Origin of the sequence: Pseudomonas sp. PDM31 (assembly GCF_019218965.1) — a bacterium.
Lineage (GTDB): Bacteria > Pseudomonadota > Gammaproteobacteria > Pseudomonadales > Pseudomonadaceae > Aquipseudomonas.
Genome location: NZ_JAHUWS010000017.1, coordinates 1 through 16613 on the forward strand (window position 1 = coordinate 1; position 16613 = coordinate 16613).

13 protein-coding genes are annotated in these 16613 nt (G+C 59.8%); 7 read left to right on the forward strand and 6 right to left on the reverse strand.

The genetic code is table 11. From position 1 onward, the window contains the following. A partial coding sequence (locus KW839_RS25505) for a retention module-containing protein (RefSeq protein ID WP_218425817.1) occupies positions 1-2686 on the reverse strand: 2686 nt, incomplete at its 3' end. A gap of 585 nt (positions 2687-3271) precedes the next feature. Between KW839_RS25505 and KW839_RS25510 the strand changes: the two genes are divergently transcribed. The 3 genes from KW839_RS25510 to KW839_RS25520 are packed head-to-tail and all read left to right on the forward strand — an operon-like array spanning position 3272 to position 8184. Then, complete coding sequence (locus KW839_RS25510; protein ID WP_060541331.1) at positions 3272-4630, forward strand: TolC family outer membrane protein; 1359 nt, start codon at positions 3272-3274, stop codon at positions 4628-4630. Positions 4631-4647: 17 nt separating this feature from the next. Further along, positions 4648-6807: a type I secretion system permease/ATPase gene (locus tag KW839_RS25515; protein ID WP_218425818.1), complete on the forward strand. Its 2160-nt coding sequence runs from the start codon at positions 4648-4650 to the stop codon at positions 6805-6807. Positions 6808-6816: 9 nt separating this feature from the next. Continuing rightward, complete coding sequence (locus tag KW839_RS25520) at positions 6817-8184, forward strand: HlyD family type I secretion periplasmic adaptor subunit (protein WP_060541329.1); 1368 nt, start codon at positions 6817-6819, stop codon at positions 8182-8184. A 144-nt stretch (positions 8185-8328) separates the two neighbouring features. Here the strand turns inward: KW839_RS25520 and KW839_RS25525 are convergent, their stop codons facing one another. Both KW839_RS25525 and KW839_RS25530 read right to left on the reverse strand, forming a co-directional pair. Then, the gene (locus KW839_RS25525; RefSeq protein WP_060541328.1) at positions 8329-8925 is read right to left on the reverse strand and encodes a tRNA-uridine aminocarboxypropyltransferase; all 597 of its coding nucleotides are present in this window, start codon (positions 8923-8925) and stop codon (positions 8329-8331) included. Positions 8926-8927: 2 nt separating this feature from the next. Then, positions 8928-9821 (reverse strand): LysR family transcriptional regulator, encoded by an 894-nt coding sequence (locus KW839_RS25530; protein ID WP_060541327.1) that lies wholly within the window; start codon positions 9819-9821, stop codon positions 8928-8930. A 329-nt stretch (positions 9822-10150) separates the two neighbouring features. Between KW839_RS25530 and speB the strand changes: the two genes are divergently transcribed. The 4 genes from speB (at position 10151) to KW839_RS25550 (ending at position 13715) form a co-directional block, all read left to right on the forward strand. Next, the gene (gene speB, locus KW839_RS25535) at positions 10151-11101 is read left to right on the forward strand and encodes an agmatinase (RefSeq protein ID WP_218425819.1); all 951 of its coding nucleotides are present in this window, start codon (positions 10151-10153) and stop codon (positions 11099-11101) included. Positions 11102-11204: 103 nt separating this feature from the next. After that, positions 11205-12584: a sodium:solute symporter gene (locus KW839_RS25540; protein ID WP_218425820.1), complete on the forward strand. Its 1380-nt coding sequence runs from the start codon at positions 11205-11207 to the stop codon at positions 12582-12584. An 86-nt stretch (positions 12585-12670) separates the two neighbouring features. After that, complete coding sequence (locus KW839_RS25545) at positions 12671-13396, forward strand: MBL fold metallo-hydrolase (protein ID WP_218425821.1); 726 nt, start codon at positions 12671-12673, stop codon at positions 13394-13396. A 67-nt stretch (positions 13397-13463) separates the two neighbouring features. Continuing rightward, positions 13464-13715: a hypothetical protein gene (locus tag KW839_RS25550; protein ID WP_060541323.1), complete on the forward strand. Its 252-nt coding sequence runs from the start codon at positions 13464-13466 to the stop codon at positions 13713-13715. Between the two features lie 422 nt (positions 13716-14137). Here KW839_RS25550 and KW839_RS27805 read toward each other — a convergent pair whose 3' ends face one another. The 3 genes from KW839_RS27805 to KW839_RS25560 all read right to left on the reverse strand — a co-directional run bounded on the left by KW839_RS27805 (position 14138) and on the right by KW839_RS25560 (position 16494). Continuing rightward, positions 14138-14266 (reverse strand): PA1414 family protein, encoded by a 129-nt coding sequence (locus KW839_RS27805; RefSeq protein WP_007914492.1) that lies wholly within the window; start codon positions 14264-14266, stop codon positions 14138-14140. Positions 14267-14481: 215 nt separating this feature from the next. Beyond that, positions 14482-15414 carry a DMT family transporter gene (locus tag KW839_RS25555; RefSeq protein ID WP_218425822.1) on the reverse strand — a complete coding sequence of 311 codons (933 nt, stop codon included), beginning with the start codon at positions 15412-15414 and terminating at the stop codon, positions 14482-14484. A 243-nt stretch (positions 15415-15657) separates the two neighbouring features. Further along, entirely contained in the window at positions 15658-16494 is an 837-nt protein-coding gene (locus tag KW839_RS25560; protein ID WP_060541321.1) for a S1 RNA-binding domain-containing protein, read from the reverse strand. Positions 16495-16613 lie beyond the last annotated feature (119 nt).

Consider the following 16613-nt stretch of genomic DNA (forward strand, 5'->3'; position numbering starts at 1 on the left):
AGGTGTACGTGCCGTTGGCGTTGAGCACCAGGGTGCCGTAGGTACCATTGAAAGTGCCGGGAGTGATCGGTCCGGAGTTTTCACCGACAGGTACGCGGTCAGCGCCCTGCACATCGTTGGTCAGCACGTTGCCGTTGAGGGTCAGCAGGGTTTCCGAGGCAGTACTCGCGTTACTGTCATTCACCCCGGCAGGCAGGTCGTCCACAACGTTGACGTCGAGACTGGCATTGGCGGTGGTGCCGTTGTCATCGACCACGGTCACGGCGAATTGCTCGGACAGCGTGTTGGCGCCGTTGGCCGTTGGATGCGCTTCGTTATCGGTGAGGGTGTAGCTGTAGCTGACCACGCCGGTAGTGGCATTGAACCCGGTGATGGTCAGGGTGCTGCCCAATGGAGTGACCGCTGATTGCGGGAAGCCCGCCGCCACGCCATTGGTGACCACGGCAATGCCGCCTACCGTGAGGGTCGTTACACCGTCCAGTGCGGTGATAGTGAACGTGCCGTTCTGGGTCAGGGCATTGGTATCCGATGCACTGCCGTCACCAAGGTTTTTCTCGAAGACGGTGAGTTCGGCACCGGCAACGTCCAGGCCGCCGATGGTCACGGTGTCGTCGTTGTTGTGGATCTGCAGCACCAGGTTGGCGGTGCTGGTGTCGCCGTCCGCGTCGGTGATGGTGTACTGGAAGCTTTCGCTGCCGTCACCGCCGCCGTGCAGTGCTTTGAAGTCGGCGTCAGTGGTGTTCAGGGTGTAGGTGTAAGTGCCGTTGGCATTCAACACCAGGGTGCCATAAGTACCGTTAAAGGTGCCGGGGGTAATCGGTCCAGTGTTCTCACCGACAGATACGCGGTCAGCGCCCTGCACGTCGTTGCTCAGCACATTGCCATTGAGGGTCAGCAAGGTCTCCGAGGCGGTACTCGCATTGCTGTCGTTCACCCCGGCAGGCAGGTCGTCGACAACGTTGACATCGAGGCTGGCGTTGGCGATGGTGCCGTTGTCATCGACCACGGTCACGGCGAACTGCTCGGACAGCGTGTTGGCGCCGTTGGCGGTTGGGTGCGCTTCGTTATCGGTGAGGGTGTAGCTGTAGCTGACCACGCCGGTAGTGGCATTGAACCCGGTGATGGTCAGGGTGCTGCCCAACGGAGTGACCGCTGATTGCGGGAAGCCCGCCGCCACGCCGTTGGTGACAACGGCAATACCGCCCACCGTCAGGGTCGTCACACCGTCCAGCGCGGTGATGGTAAAGGTGCCGTTCTGGGTCAGGGCATTACTATCCGCAGCACTGCCGTCACCGAGGTTTTTCTCGAAAACAGTCAACTCGCCACCGGCGACGTCCAGACCACCGATAGTCACGGTGTCGTCGTTGTTGTGGATCTGCAGCACCAGATTGGCGGTGCTGGTATCCCCGTCCGCGTCGGTCAGGGTGTAGCTGAAGGTCTCGGTGCCGTCACCGCCGCCGTGCAAGGCTTTGAAATCAGCGTCAGTGGTGTTCAGGGTGTAGGTGTACGTGCCGTTGGCGTTGAGCACCAGGGTGCCGTAGGTGCCGGCGAAGGTGCCGGGGGTGATCGGGCCGGCGTTTTCGCCAGTCGGTACGCGGTCGGCGCCCTGTACGTCGTTGGTCAGCACGTTGCCGTTGAGGGTCAGCAGGGTTTCAGTGGCGATACCATTGCTGTCGTCGATCGCCTGGGGCACGTCGTCGGTGATGATGACGTCCAGCGATCCTGTGGCCGTATCGCCATCGCTGTCGACGGCTACTGCGGTGAAATGTTCGCTGACGGTGTTGGAGCCATCACCGTTGGCATGACTTTCTCTGCCGTTGAGGGTGTAGCTGTAACTGACCACACCGGTGGCCGGGTCGTAACCGGTGATGGTCAGCGTGCTGCCCAATGGCGTGGTGATCGACTGCGGGAAGCCGGCGGGTACGCCACCACTGATCACGTTGATCCCACTAATGTTCAGACTGCTCAGCCCGTCTGGGGCGGTGATGGTGAAGGTGTCGCTTTTGGTCAGCGCCCCGAGATTCCTCGCCGAACCACCGTCCAGGTTGGCTTCATTGACAATGGCGTTGCGCTCGATGTTCTGCACCGTGAGCCCGTCGAGGGTTACCGGGTTATCCTCAACCACTGGCGGCAGCAGTGTCGTGTCATCCGCCAGGAGGTCGTTATCCGGGTCCCCGGCCAGGCGCTCCAGGGTTATCTGCGGAATGCCATTGAAACCGGCGGTAGGAAAACCGAGAGTCGGATCAACCCTGCCACCCACTTCTTCGAGCATCACAAAATTATGACCACCGCCCTGTGCACCACCCGGTGTCCCGCTCGGTGTTCCGGTTGGCCCGGCTGCAGTGGCTTCAGCAGTTTGGGTCGGGTCATCACCGGCCGCAATGGCTTTTTGCAGTTGCTCGACATCAGTCAGTTGCGCCTCGCTGGGCGTCACTGCTTCCGGCGTCTGCACATGTGGCGTCTGGTTCGCGAGCAACTGGGGCGTCATCTGCAGGCTACTGCCACGCCCGAGCGTCAGCTCCTGGCCATTTTGCAGATGCACTGCCACCGCGCCTTCAGCGCCAGTGTTCAGTTGATCACCAGCGAACAATCGGTCGCCCTCGACCAAAGCGCGCCGCGTGCCATCGCTCGCCACGGCGAATACCTGACCAATGACCTTACTGACGATTCCGATGAGCGTAGCCATGTGCACTTCCTCCGCTGCCAACCGCTGTCGGCATCCTGTTTGTGCGAAAAACGTGCTCATGGCTCAAACGGGAGACTGGTGGATTCTCCAGGGTGCCGGTTACCTGACGTAAACCGGGGCCCTGGCGACAATCGCGCCCAGCCGGTCACTCACCGATGACGTCTGCGGTTCGGGAAAAATCCCATGCAATCAATGGGATCTGATCCAGTCCGCGACAGTTCGTCTGCGAGCAAAGCGTAACGATCTTGAACCACTCCAGTGACAAAAAACCGTCACCAATAGATCGACGCGTCCCTCCCCTCTAGCAGTTCTCCGCCCTCTGTCGATAAGTGGATTGGAACTTTCCTTAAACCCTCGATGAGCGCCCTAAAGCTCATAAATCAAAGGCTTTCGTATTGAACAATGTGCTGGATTTTACGGAGCGCATAAGTTTTTTTTGGCATAAGCCTTATGAAAAATATTTCTTAGCTATGCTCTAGAATGTTCTTAGCTGTGTTGTTACAAGCATGAAACGGTTTTACCTATAAATGTCGTCAAATATTTGGCGACTCAGAAAGCGCCATCAGTTATCAGGGAGATGCACCCATGCGCCTTTTAACCCCCCTCTGCAGCGCGGTTCTTTTGGCCATGGCCTGCACGAACCAGGCTCACGCCATGTCGTTGACCGACGCGATCCAGAGCACCATCGCGACCCATCCGGAACTCGCCTCACGGGTCGACGGCCGTCTGTCGGCCGACGAAGACGTGAAAGTCGCCAAGGGGGGCTTTTATCCGTCAGTAGACCTGAATGCCGGCTACGGGCGCGGCTACAGCGATAACACCAATACCCGGGCACTTGGCAATCACCACACCGAAATTCTCAATTACACCCAGTCGGAACTGCGCCTGCGGCAAATGCTCTTCGACGGGTTCAATACCGCCAACGAAGTCGAGCGCACCAAAGGCGTGGTCAACTCCCGGGCCTATTACGCTCAGGGTACCGCCCAGGATCTGGCGCTGCGCACCACCGAGGTCTATCTGGAAGTGCTCAAGCGTCGTGAACTGGTGACCCTGGCCACGAACAACCTGCAGGCGCATTTGCGGGTCAACGATCAGATCGGCCTGCGTACCCAGCGCGGTGTGGGCAGCAACGCCGACGCCGACCAGTCCACCGCCCGTCGGGCGTTGGCGGAAAACAACCTCGACACCGCTCAGGTCGATCTGGCCGACGCCGAGTCGAATTTCTACAGCGTCGTGGGACGCTTGCCGGATGAACTCGAAGTCCCGCCCTCGATCCGCGGCGAGCTGCCAGGCTCCCTGCCGGAAGCCCAGCAGAGCATGGTTGAAAACAACCCGTACCTGAAATCCGCCCAGGCCGACGTGCAATCCGCCGAGAGCCAGTACGAAGTCGCCAAGTCGCCATTCTATCCGCGCTTCGACGCCGAGGCCGCAGTGGGCGCAAACAACAACATCGGGGGCGAAGAAGGCCATGACAACGAATGGCGGGTCGGCGTGGTAATGAACTACAACCTGTTCCGCGGCGGCAGCGACAAGGCACGCCTGGCTTCCGACGCGCACAAGATCAACCAGGCCATGGACATCCGCAACAATGCCCTGCGCCAACTCAACGAAAACATTCACCTGGCCTGGAACGCCATGGTCAACGCCAAGAAGCAAACACCGACCGCCCGCGAATACGCCGATACCAGTAAGCGCGTGCGCGTGGCGTACCAGGATCAGTTCGGCCTCGGCCAACGGACCCTGCTCGACCTGCTGGACAGTGAAAACGAGCTTTACAACGCCAACCGTCGCTACACAGAAGTGCGCTACACCGAAGAGTATTCGATGTACCGTGTACTGGCGAACATGGGCCAGTTGCTGAGCAAGCAACGGGTGGTACTGCCCGCCGATGCGATTGCCCAGACCGAAGTGAAGAACGAAGCCCGTTTGCCTGAAATGAAGTAGTCCACGGAGCGATCAATGTGACCAGCATGGAACCCGGCAACACCGGTGTCGATCCGCGCCTGAGCTTCGATGATCCGCTTCTGGATGGCCTGCTGATCCTCTGCAAACTCCACGGCGCGACGGTCAGTCGCGCCAGCCTGAGTGCCGGGCTGCCAATGGCACACCAACGCCTGAGCCTGGAGCTGCTGCCACGCGCAGCAGCCCGGGCTGGTTTGCAGGCGCGTTTACTGCGTCGCGACCTCAAAGACATCTCCCCGCTCAACCTGCCCGTGCTCCTGTTGCTCAACAACGGTTGTACCGCGGTATTGCGCCGTTACGGCGAAGATGGCCAGGTACTGATCCTGCCCAGCGAGGCCGACGGTGGCGAACAATGGATAAGCCCCGAGGAACTCGCCACAAACTACAGTGGCCAGGCGTTGTTCGCCCGGCCACGCCATGAACTCGAAGACCTGCGCTCGCCTCTGGTACCGCGGGTCCAGGCCTGGTTCCGCGATACGCTGAAACTGTCGAAATGGCTGTACAGTGACGCGATCCTGGCAAGTTTCCTGATCAACCTGCTGGGCCTGATGGTGCCGCTGTTCGTGATGCAGACCTACGACCGCGTGGTGCCCAACCAGGCCACCTCGACCTTGTGGGTATTGGCTATCGGTCTGCTGATCGGTACCGCTTTCGAACTGGTGCTGCGGGTGGTGCGCGCGCATTTGCTCGACACTGCCGGCAAGAAAACCGACGTGATCCTGTCGGCGACCCTGTTCGAGCGCATCACCGGCATGGCGATGAAAGCCCGGCCGGCCACCATCGGCGGATTCGCCCAGAGCATTCATGACTTCCAGGGCCTGCGCGAATTTCTCACCGCCGTGACCCTCACCAGCCTGATCGACCTGCCCTTCGCCCTGCTGATGCTGGTGGTGATCGGCCTGCTCGGCGGCTGGCTGGTGGTGATCCCGGTGCTGGCGTTTCCGATCACCATCATCTTCGCCATGGTGATTCAGGCGCGCCTGCGCGACACGGTACAGAAAAGCCTCAGCCTCGGCGCCGAACGCCAGGCGCTACTGATTGAAACCCTCAGCGGCCTGGAAACCCTCAAGGCCTGTAGCGCTGAAAGCGAGCGCCAGCACAAATGGGAAAGCACCCACGGTGCCCTCACCCGCCTCGACAGCCACGCCCGTAATCTCTCGGCCCTGGCGACCAACGGCACGCTGTTCATCCAGCAGTTCTCCGGCATGGCGACCATCGTCGCCGGGGTCTACAGCATCATCGCCGGCAACCTCAGCGTCGGTGCGCTGGTGGCGACCTACATGCTCGGCAGTCGGGTACTTTCGCCCCTGGGACAGATCGCCGGACTGATCACGCGCTACCAGCAAGCACAACTGACCATGAAGAGCACCGACGCGTTGATGGGCCTGCCCCAGGAGCGCGACGCCAGACAACGGCCACTGGAGCGCACGCAACTGCAAGGCGGGCTGGATGTCGTTGGCGTGACCTTCCACTACAACGGCCAGAGCGCTCCGGCGCTGGGCAATGTCAGTTTCAGCGTCAAACCCGGCGAACGTATCGGCATCATCGGGCGCAGCGGCTCCGGCAAAAGCACCCTGGCCCGCCTGGTAATGGGTTTCTACGAACCGGATGAAGGCCAACTGCTGCTCGATGGCCTGGACCTGCGGCAACTGGACGTCGCCGACCTGCGCCATCAGATCGGCTATGTCGCCCATGACCTTCCGCTGCTGGCCGGCAGCCTGCGCGACAACCTGACCCTCGGTGCGCGCTACATCAGCGATGCACGCATGCTCGAAGTCGCGGAACTCACCGGCGTCACTGAACTGGCCCGGCAACACCCGCAGGGCTTCGACCGTCCCGTGGGCGAGCGCGGACAACTGCTGTCCGGCGGCCAGCGTCAGGCGGTATTGCTGGCCCGGGCATTGTTGCTCGACCCGCCGATCATGCTGCTCGATGAACCCACCAGCGCCATGGACAACAGCAGCGAAGACGTCCTGCGGCAAAAACTCCACGGCTGGGTGCAGGGCAAAACCATCCTGCTGGTCACGCACCGCACCTCGATGCTCAGCCTGGTAGATCGGTTGGTGGTGCTGGACAACGGAAGGATCGTCGCCGACGGGCCGAAAGAATCGGTCATCGATGCACTGCGCAAGGGCCGCGTCGGCTCTGCGGCTGTCTAGGAGTGGTCCATGTCTGACTCCCCGCCTGTCACGTCAAAAGCACGTGGCTACTTCGACAGTTTCAGCAAAAGTGCCGAAACCGAATTCATGCCGGAAACCGCCGGCGCTTCGTTGCAGGACTCCCCGCGCGGGTCGCGCATCACCGTGTGGCTGGCGGCCGGGCTGATTGTCAGTGCGCTCGTCTGGGCCAAATTCGCCGTGCTGCAGGAAGTCACCATGGGCGAAGGCAAGGCGATCCCGTCGAGCAAGGTGCAAGTGATCCAGAACCTGGAGGGCGGCATCGTCACTGAAATCTTCGTACGCGAAGGGCAAATGGTGAACAAGGGCGATACTTTGCTGCGCCTGGATGACACCCGCTACCTGTCGAACAAGGGTGAAAGCGAAGCCGATCGTTATGCCCTGACCGCGCAGGTCGAACGGCTCTCCGCCGAAGCCGAGGGCCGCCCCTTCAAGCTGTCAGAAGAAGTTATCGCCAAAGCCCCGCAAGTGGCCGAAGACGAGCGCTCGCTGTATGAGCAACGGCAACGTCGACTGGCCAGTGAACAGAGGACATTGAGCGAACAACTTCGGCAAAAAACCCAGGAACTGGCGGAGTTCAGGTCGAAACAGGGGCAGTTCAGTTCCAGCCTCGCGTTGTTGCAGCAAGAGATGAACATGTCCACGCCACTGGTGGGCACCGGGGCGGTGTCGCCGGTGGAGATCCTGCGCCTCAAACGCAGCGCGGTGGAGATTCGCGGCTCGCTGAACGCCACGACCCTGGCCATTCCCCGGGCCGAATCGGCGATCAACGAGATCAAGAGCAAGATCGATGAGTCGGAACAGACCTTTCGCTCGGAAGCGGCGAAAGAATTGAATGAGAAACGCACCGACCTGTCGAAAATAACGGCATCGAGCATCGCTATCGATGACCGCGTGACACGCACCACGGTGGTTTCACCGGTACACGGCATCATCAAGGTGCTGAAGGTCAATACCATCGGTGGCGTGGTCCAGCCGGGCAGCGACATGGTGGAGATCGTGCCGCTGGAAGACAACCTGCTGATCGAAGCCAAGGTGCGCCCACAGGACGTAGCGTTCCTGCATCCGGGCCAGAAAGCCATGGTCAAATTCAGCGCCTACGACTACACGATCTACGGCGGCCTGAGCGCGAAGCTGGAACTGATCGGCGCCGACACCATCACCGATGACAAGGGCAACAGCTTCTACCTGATTCAGGTGCGCACCGACAAAAACCACTTGGGCGGGGACGCGAAACCGCTGCTGATCATTCCAGGGATGGTGGCGACGGTGGACATCATTACCGGGGAGAAGACGGTGCTGGATTACCTGCTCAAGCCGGTGTTGAAAGCGCGGACCGAGGCGATGCGCGAGCGCTAGTCACTATTCAGGATCTCTTGTGATCGTTCCACCGGCATCGCGAGCATCCTCGCTCCCGCAGTGTCCGTGTCGTACACAAACACTGTGAACACGAAAAACCTGTGGGAGCGGGCTTGCCCGCGAAGGGGTCAGCAAAAGCGCCGACTATTTCGGCCCATGATTACGCTGAAAAACCTCCTCCCCCATCGCCGCAATCTGCCCCTCGATCAATGCTTCGAAAGGCTTGAGCAACGGCGCAAAAGAAGCTGGCGCCTCAAGGCTTTCCAGCGCCTGCACAATCGCCTCCACCGTCGACAGCGCCCCCGGTCCTGGTGCCTTGCGCAGTCGATAACGGGACACGCCGCCTTCAGCCAGCGTCACCCTGGGTAACGCGGCCAGCAGCGGATTGAGGTGCAGCATCTTGCGCGCCTTGCGCCAGGTGCCGTCAGGAACCACCAGCAACAGTGGCTCACTCGTGGCGCCATAGGCCTGCATGGGTTGCGCATCCTCACCGGGAAACAACAATCGCGCCTGATACCCCGGCTGATTCAACAGCCTCGGCAGATCCTCGAACACCTCGCCCACGATCAGCTCGGCATTGTTCAAGCCCCACGCGGCCAGGCGCGCGGTATTCAAGGCATGACTCACTTCACTGGGATGTTGCAACAGCAACACCCGGGTGCGGCTGTCGAGGCTCGGGATCAGCGGGCACAGGCAATGGCTTTGTGGGCGCAGGCAACGGGGGCATTCAATTCTGGACATCGTCAGGCCTGATTCAGTTGGGCTTTGAGCAAATCGCGGAAGGTCTGGATCAGCGGCTCACGGCTGCGACCACGGCGCATGATCATCGAAAATGGCGCCTGATAGCCGAAAGTCGCCGGCAGCAATACGCGCAAATCGCCCTTGTCCGCCCAAGACTGGGCATAGTGCTCAGGCAGGTAGCCGATGTAGGCGCCGGACAACACCAGGATCAACTGCGCCTCCATACTTTCCACGGTGGCGGCACTGTGCTTGAAGCCGTGGCGAGCCAGTTCGGCCTGACTCCAGTAGCCGCGCCCGACCATGCGCTGCTGGGTAATGACCTGCTCGGGAATGCGCCGCTCGTTGAACAGCGGGTGACGGCTGCTGCAATACAACCAGTGCTGTTCGCGGTACAGCGGCATGTACACCAGACCACTCATACGCGTGGAAAACGCACCGATGGCCAGGTCGAGGCGATTGTCCTGCACGCCCAGCTGCAATTCGTAAGGGCTCATCACCGACAGGTGCAAGTGCACGGCTGGGTGCTCCTGGCTGTAGGCGCCGATAGCTTCGGCAAAGGGCAAGGCCTTGTCGCTTACGGTGGAGTCGATCACCCCCAGGTTCAGCGTGCCGCGCAACTCGCCCTTGAGGGCGGCGGCGTACTGTTCGAACCCTTCCAGCTCACCCAGCAGCCGTAAGGTTTCCTGATGAAACAGCTCGCCCTTGCTGGTCAGGCTGAAACCACCCCGGCCGCGATGGCACAGGACCAGGCCCAGCGCGCCTTCGAGCTGACTCATGTAAGTGCTGATGGCCGACGTCGAGAGGTTGAGCTCCTGCTGGGCGTTGGCAAAACCCTGATGGCGCACCACGCTGACGAAGATGCGCAATAGTTTGAGGTCGGGTAAAGCGTTGGCCATGGGGGCTCCGTAACTTGTTCAGTGAGTCGGCGTTGTCGGATGGGCGGTTGCTGCGCAACCAATCGCCAGCAAGCCGGCTCCTACAGAATGATCGCTGACCCTTTAGGAACCGGCTTGCTGGCGATCGGCCCGCCCGGACAACGCATATCTCAAGCCGGGAAGTCTATCTCCCCCTCCGCCATTAGTTTAGAAAAATCTGAACTAAGTATTTGCCCGTAGCGATTCTTCCCGGCCACTACATTTCGCAGAATCCGCCCAAACCGGTGCCCGTACCTCCCGTGAACGGCGCAACCGACATAAATAAAACAAACGACGATGAGGCCTTACCCGTGGACAAGATTCTTCACCAACCACTGGGCGGCAACGAAATGCCGCGCTTCGGCGGCATCGCCACCATGATGCGACTCCCCCATTTGAATACCGCTGCCGGTCTGGACGCTGCCTTCGTAGGCGTGCCACTGGACATCGGTACCTCCCTGCGCCCAGGCACCCGTTTCGGACCTCGCGAAATCCGCGCTGAATCGGTAATGATCCGCCCATACAACATGGCCACCGGCGCTGCCCCGTTCGACTCGCTGTCGGTTGCCGATATTGGTGACATTGCGATCAACACCTTCAACCTGCTGGATGCCGTGCGGATCATCGAAGAATCCTACGACAACATCCTCGAACACGATGTGATCCCCCTGACGCTGGGCGGCGACCACACCATCACCCTGCCGATCCTGCGTGCCATCCATAAAAAGCACGGCAAGGTCGGTCTGGTGCACATCGATGCCCACGCCGATGTAAACGATCACATGTTTGGCGAGAAAATCGCCCACGGCACCACCTTCCGTCGCGCCGTCGAAGAAGGTCTTCTGGATCCTGAGCGTGTGGTGCAGATTGGCCTGCGCGCGCAGGGCTACACCGCTGACGACTTCAACTGGAGCCGCAATCAGGGTTTCCGTGTGGTTCAGGCCGAAGAGTGCTGGCACAAATCCCTGGCGCCATTGATGGCCGAAGTTCGCGAGAAAGTCGGCAATGGTCCGGTGTACCTGAGCTTTGATATCGACGGCATCGACCCGGCCTGGGCACCCGGTACCGGCACCCCGGAAATCGGCGGCCTGACGACCATTCAGGCAATCGAGATCGTTCGCGGCTGCCAAGGCCTCGACCTCGTCGGCTGTGATCTGGTAGAAGTCTCGCCCGCTTACGACACCACCGGTAACACCTCGCTGCTGGCCGCCAACCTGCTGTACGAAATGCTCTGCGTACTGCCTGGCGTGGTCCACCGCTGAGGACTGCGCATTACCTGTGGTCAACGAATTACCTGTGGGTTCGTGGCGCCACAGCGGTTGATTTTCGCCTCACAATAAAAAAGACAATCGGAGACACGCCATCATGGCTTTGGATTTATTCGTCGTACTCATCTACGCCGCTGCGATGCTGATACTCGGCTACTACGGCATGCGCAAGGCCAAGACCAACGAAGATTTTTTAGTCGCCGGTCGCAATCTCGGTCCAAGCCTGTACATGGGCACCATGGCCGCCACCGTTCTGGGTGGCGCGTCCACCGTGGGCACCGTACGTCTTGGCTTCGTCCATGGCATTTCCGGTTTCTGGCTGTGCGCGGCACTGGGTTGCGGGATCGTGGCACTTAACCTGTTCCTCGCCAAACCGCTGCTGAAACTGAAGATCTACACCGTTACCCAGGTGCTGGAAAAACGCTACAACCCGATGGCCCGCTCCGCGAGCGCGGTGATCATGCTGGCGTACGCACTGATGATCGGCGTGACCTCGATCCTGGCCATCGGCACCGTGCTGCAAGTGCTGTTCGGCCTGCCATTCTGGATTTCGGTACTGCTCGGTGGCGGCGTCGTGGTGATCTACTCGGCCATTGGCGGCATGTGGTCCTTGACCCTGACCGACATCGTCCAGTTCGTCATCAAGACTGTCGGCCTGATGTTCATCCTGTTGCCTATCTGCCTGTACCGCGTCGGCGGTTGGGATGAGTTGGTGTTGAAACTGCCGGCGGCGAGCTTCAGCTTCACCACCATCGGCTGGGACACCATCATCACCTACTTCATGATCTACTTCTTCGGCATCCTGATCGGTCAGGACATCTGGCAACGGGTGTTCACCGTCAAGACCGCCAAAGTCGCCCAGGTCGCCGGTACCGCAGCCGGTATCTACTGCATCCTTTACGGCCTGGCCTGCGCCCTGATCGGCATGGCCGCTCACGTGCTGATCCCGGATCTGGACAACGTCAACAACGCCTTCGCCGCTATCGTGAAACTGTCCCTGCCGGACGGTATCCGTGGCCTGGTGATCGCCGCCGCCCTGGCCGCCATGATGTCCACCGCCAGCGCCGGCCTGCTCGCCGCTGCCACCACCCTGACCGAAGACCTGTTGCCGAAACTGCGTGGCGGCAAACAGTCGAGCCTGGCCATCAACCGCCTGTTCACCCTGTTGACCGGCTGCGTGGTGCTGGCGATTGCTCTGATCGTGAACGACGTGATCAGCGCCCTGACCCTGGCCTACAACCTGCTGGTGGGTGGCATGCTGGTCCCGCTGATGGGGGCGATCTTCTGGAAACGCGCGACCACCGCCGGCGCCATCGCCAGCATGGGCATGGGCTTCGCCACTGCTCTGCTGTTCATGGTCAAGGACGGTCTGGATGCCAACACTCCGATCTACTACAGCCTTGGTGTAAGCCTTTTGAGCTTCGTGATGGTCAGCCTGCTGTCCCGCCGCCCCTTGCCACTGGCAAGCGCTGCCTAAACTGAAAAAAGTGGTTTAACTTTTTTCTTCGACGAGTGTGGCGTCGGTTGCCACACTCGTTTTTTTTCGCCTGCAGGAAAGCGCTCATGAAAATCGTAAGCCGCGATCAGTGGTTCGAGGTGCAACAGCTCAGCGATGGCATCCGCCTGATTCATGAGCCCTATATCCGCCCCTTCTACCGCTGCAACCTGTGGCACGTTCAAGGCCGCGACAAAGACCTGCTGCTGGACAGTGGCTCGGGCCTGGTCAGCTTGCGCGAGCAACTGCCCTGGATCACCGAACGGCCGCTGGTGGCGGTGGCCAGTCACTGCCACTTTGATCACATTGCCGGCCATCACGAATTTCCCGAACGCCTGGTACATCCCGCCGAAGCTGAAATTCTTGCTGCGCCAGATGGCGAAAACGACTTGAGCAGGGCATTTGTCGGTGACGACATGTTCGAGGCGCACCCGGACTGCCCGTTGTGCTACGCCGAATACCGGGTCAAGGCCGCCCCGGCCACCGGGATGATCGAGGATGGCGACGTGCTGGATCTGGGCAACAGGGTATTACAGGTGATACACACTCCGGGACACTCCCCGGGTGGCATCTGCCTGTACGAAGCCTCGACCCAAACCCTGTTCAGTGGCGACATCATCTACGACGGTCCGCCGGTCGAAGACGCCTACCACTCCAACCTCGACGACTACACCCGCAGCCTGCAGCGCCTGCTGGGATTGTCGATCCGTACGGTGCATGGCGGGCATTTCGGTAGTTTTTCCGGGGAACACCTGCACCACATGATTGACCAATGGCAGCGTTGCCACGGCTGAAGCCTGCTGTACTGATCTTCAGGAAAAACACTCAGGGACTAAAAAATAACATTCACGATGAATTGCCATGAACAGACAAGCCGTTCGCGCCGTCGTGCACCGTCACATCAGCCGTCTGCTGGACGGCCGCAGTGACTTCGACGACAACACCAGTCTGGAGCAGTTGGGACTGGACAGGGAAGATATCGAAGAGCTGATCTTCCATCTGGAGGATGAACTGAAACTGACGGCCTTTACCGCCGAAGAGGACCGGTTGCTTAAATCCGCGAGGACGGTCAATGACTTGAGCCAGATCTTGCTGGAGATTGGACGGGATTGAGGGCTATGACAAAGCTGCTGGTATTGGCTGCCGGGAATATGGAGGTGAATTGCTTTTGTGGGGACTGGGGGATTGGGGGATTGGGGGATTGGGTAGCTCTGAGTGGCTCTGAAGACTTGAGGTCTGAGTGGCACTGAAGCTCTGAGTGGGTCTGAAGATTTGGAGCTCTGAGTGGCTCTGAAGATCTGACCAGGTCTGTGGCGAGGGGGCTTGCCCCCGTTGGGCTGCGCAGCAGCCCCAAAATGCTTTAATTCGGTGATGTCTGGCAGACGCATCAGGCGATTTATGGAGTACATACGACTGCTTCGCAGCCGAACGGGGGCAAGCCCCCTCGCCACAGAAGCCCCCCCACCTCAGAAGCCCCTTAGCCACAGAAGCCCCCTCGCCACAGCGAGCCTTCGATCAAGCTTTTCGGACTGACGTTACCGGCGACGCTGCTGGCGTCGGCGTTGCTCGTCGTCGGTGCGGATAGGCACAGGTTGCAGAGGCGGTTCGATCAAACCGAGTGCGACACCCAGGTCATGCAGCCAGTTTTGGATTTTCTCTTTCATGGTGCCCCCTTCAGGGTAGTGCCGAGCGGCCAAAATTCAGTAGCCCCTTCGCACTGATAATAGTCCGAAGTCCTGCGCAATGCTCGCCCAAAGTGGCAACGATCTGTTACTGAATCCATCACAATCAGCCTGGGTTCAGGCAATTGCCCGTTCCTGAGCCATCGTGGAGGGAAAAATCGCCTGCTGTGATAGTGGTGGCCCCCTCTTCACCCCTGTCAGTGCTGCCCGAGGGCTTTGCGCAAACGACGACGCAGCCACTGTTCAGCGCTGACAAAGGTAATGCCCAACAACACCAGCACCGCACCGATGATGAAGTTGATGCTCAACTCTTCGCCCAGTAGCACGACACCGAACGTGACGCCAAACAACGGCGTCATGAACGAGAAAACCGCCAGATTGGCCGCCAGGTAACGACGCAACAGCCAGAACCACACCAGGTAACTGAAGAACGACACCACCACGCCCTGGAACAGCACGCTGGTCACCCCCGTGGAGGTCAGGCTGACGTGAGTGATCTGGCCGCTGAGCAGGGCAATCAGCAGCAGACCGACGAAGCCGATGATCAGTTGATAGAACAGGGTCAGCGTCACCGGCGCTTCCGAGAGCCGCGAGGCACGCACCACCACCGTGGTCGCGCCCCACGCCGCGCCCGCCAGGACGCCCAAGGCGTCGCCCAGCAACATGCGTCGATCAAGGTTGTCCCAGGACAGGCCGCCCGCAAAGGCGATGGCGATCCCGATAAAGGCCAGGACAATGCCCAACCACTGCAGCGCCCTCAAACGCTCACTGGGCAACAGCCAGTGCACGCCTAAAGCGGTAAAGATCGGCGCGGTATAAAGGAACACCGACATGTGCGCCGCCGTGGTCAGTTGCAGGCCTTCGGATATGAAAAAAAACTCCAGGCCAAACAACGCGCCAGCCAACAGTCCGCCACGCCAGGTGTTGCCGACCTGATCCCAGCCCCCCTTCCAGCAGATCAGCAGCCCGACCAGCAACGCTGACATGCCCGAACGCCCGACCGCCTGCATGACCGGCGCAATATCCGGCGCTGCCCATTTGATCATGACTTGCTGAATGCCCCAGATCAGACACAAGCCGATCATCACTTGCAGGGCGAAACCGTCGGCGGTACGCCGGCTGGCACTCACCGGAACACCTCAATGGCATAAGACATGGCAGTGGCTCACAGATTAAAAAGCAAAGCCCCGACTCGAGGCCGGGGCAAAGTTGATGCTATCGATTATTGATCAAATGGCCAGAAAAAGCCGCTTGTTGATGACGTTGACATACCTGGACGCGCCAAGTGCGCCGACGTCACCGTGCTGCAATCAAGTCCGGCCATTGGCGATAACGTGCGGCCAACCTGATCGATGCACGAGCTTACGCAGGGCTCAGCTCAGTTCAATGCGATCGGCATGAATGACAATCTGGCCATTCTTGTACAACGCGCCGATAGCTTTCTTGAAGTTGCCTTTGCTGACGCCGAACAGGCTGCTGATCAAGGCCGGATCGCTCTTGTCGCTGACTGCCAGCGTGCCGTTGTTGTCGCGTAATTTGGCGAGGATCTTCGAATTCAGGCTGGTGGCCGCTTCCTGACCGACCGGCTGCAGACTCAGGCTGATCTTGCCATCGGCACGAACTTCCTTGATGAAGCCCTTCTCTTCTTTACCGGCGCGCATGAACTTGAAGATTTCGTTCTTGTGAATCAGGCCCCAATGCTTGTTATTGATGATCGCCTTGAAGCCCATGTCGGTGGCTTCGGCAACCAGCAGGTCCACTTCCTGGCCCGGGGTGTAGTTGGCCGGGGTCTTGTCCAGATAGCGGTCCAGGCGTGCGGTCGCGGTGATACGACGGGTGTGCTTGTCGAGGTAGACGTGCACCACCACGTATTCGCCGGCCGTCATCTGGCGCTTTTCTTCGGAGTAGGGCAGCAACAGATCTTTTGGCAGCCCCCAATCGAGGAATACACCGATGCTGTTGACTTCAACAACTTTCAAACTGGCGAATTCACCGACTTGAACTTTCGGTTTTTCAGTAGTTGCGATGAGTTTGTCATCGCTATCCAGATAAATAAAAACGTTGAGCCAGTCTTCATCTTCAGTGGGAATATCTTTTGGAATATAACGATTCGGCAAAAGGATCTCGCCATCCGCGCCGCCATCCAGATATAAACCGAAGTTAGTGTGTTTAACTATTTGTAAACTGTTGTAACGCCCGACTAAAGCCATGTCCAATACCCTCATTGCGTGGGTGACATTCTACCCGGTTTTATGCGTCACGTTGGGGGCCCGGCACGCCTGCGCGCAATTATCCGCCTGGAACCATGGATTTGCGGGGTCCGCAGGCT

What these genes read in the sequence shown, in the direction of transcription:
- KW839_RS25525 (WP_060541328.1), bottom strand. Translation starts at nt 8,925, where the DNA reads ATGTCCAGAATTGAATGCCCCCGTTGCCTGCGCCCACAAAGCCATTGC.
- KW839_RS25550 (WP_060541323.1), top strand. Translation starts at nt 13,464, where the DNA reads ATGAACAGACAAGCCGTTCGCGCCGTCGTGCACCGTCACATCAGCCGT.
- KW839_RS25545 (WP_218425821.1), top strand. Translation starts at nt 12,671, where the DNA reads ATGAAAATCGTAAGCCGCGATCAGTGGTTCGAGGTGCAACAGCTCAGC.
- KW839_RS25560 (WP_060541321.1), bottom strand. Translation starts at nt 16,494, where the DNA reads ATGGCTTTAGTCGGGCGTTACAACAGTTTACAAATAGTTAAACACACT.
- KW839_RS25520 (WP_060541329.1), top strand. Translation starts at nt 6,817, where the DNA reads ATGTCTGACTCCCCGCCTGTCACGTCAAAAGCACGTGGCTACTTCGAC.
- KW839_RS25540 (WP_218425820.1), top strand. Translation starts at nt 11,205, where the DNA reads ATGGCTTTGGATTTATTCGTCGTACTCATCTACGCCGCTGCGATGCTG.
- KW839_RS25530 (WP_060541327.1), bottom strand. Translation starts at nt 9,821, where the DNA reads ATGGCCAACGCTTTACCCGACCTCAAACTATTGCGCATCTTCGTCAGC.
- KW839_RS25510 (WP_060541331.1), top strand. Translation starts at nt 3,272, where the DNA reads ATGCGCCTTTTAACCCCCCTCTGCAGCGCGGTTCTTTTGGCCATGGCC.
- KW839_RS27805 (WP_007914492.1), bottom strand. Translation starts at nt 14,266, where the DNA reads ATGAAAGAGAAAATCCAAAACTGGCTGCATGACCTGGGTGTCGCACTC.